This is a genomic window from Mesorhizobium sp. M5C.F.Ca.IN.020.32.2.1 (assembly GCF_004023105.1).
Lineage (GTDB): Bacteria > Pseudomonadota > Alphaproteobacteria > Rhizobiales > Rhizobiaceae > Mesorhizobium > Mesorhizobium wenxiniae.
Map to the genome: position 1 here is coordinate 1 of NZ_RZSX01001460.1, position 797 is coordinate 797.

The 797-nt window shown below is 62.7% G+C and carries 2 protein-coding genes; one reads left to right on the plus strand and one right to left on the minus strand.

All coding sequences use genetic code 11. From position 1 onward, the window contains the following. The coding region (locus EOA86_RS36775) for a Sua5/YciO/YrdC/YwlC family protein (RefSeq protein ID WP_206630271.1) at positions 1-161 on the minus strand (161 nt) is incomplete at its 3' end. Between the two features lie 191 nt (positions 162-352). Between EOA86_RS36775 and EOA86_RS36780 the strand changes: the two genes are divergently transcribed. Further along, the coding region (locus EOA86_RS36780) for a hypothetical protein (RefSeq protein WP_128345843.1) at positions 353-797 on the plus strand (445 nt) is incomplete at its 3' end.

Sequence of the window (797 nt, forward strand, 5' to 3'; positions counted from 1 at the left end):
GGCCGGCCCTTGACCTCGAAGATGCGCGCCACGCCGACGCCATTGGTGGCGTCGGCGGCCAGCCCGTAGACGGTTTCCGTCGGAATGGCGACGACATCACCGCCTTCGAGCAGCGCCAGCGCCCGCTCCATCGCCTCGCCGGCGGCAAGTATCTCAGCCACTCTCATCACCTTACAGAAGCAGGACCTCACAGATGTGGGACCTCACAGATGTGGGTGCGTAATACGGTGACGTTTACGGGGCAAGTCCGGGCGTTAGCGAATTACCAAATCGCTAAAATGCTAGCTTTCCTCGCAAGCCCGCAGCAATTCCCGGACGGTATGTTGACTGCTTGTTGGGCAGGGGATCTATCATGGTCTGGGTGCGTATCCTGGGAGCGCTTGGTCTCACTCTGGCGGCGGGCGGAGCACACGCTTCGTCCTTCGTTGTTCTCGGTGCACCATCCTCGACGCCGTCCGTCGTCAAGCTCGGCGCGCCTGAACCGGTGAAGGTGGCTGGGAGCTCCTCGACGCCATCGATCGTGGCGCTCGGCGAAGCAGTGCCTGATGTCACCTATGAAAAAGTTGCTGCGATCCCGAGCCAGCCCAAGCCCAAGCATGATTTCATGCAAAGCCCGATGATCATTCGCGGCGGCATCGTCGGCGATGCCTTCGCAAAGCCGGCCCCGAGCGCCGCACCTGCCGCGACAACCGCTGCCGCACCTGGGGCGGCCACCAGATCCGACAAAAAGATAACGGCAACGAACAGCCCGCCTGAGCCGGCAACGCCGCAACCGACGCCTATTCCCGAGATCGAGC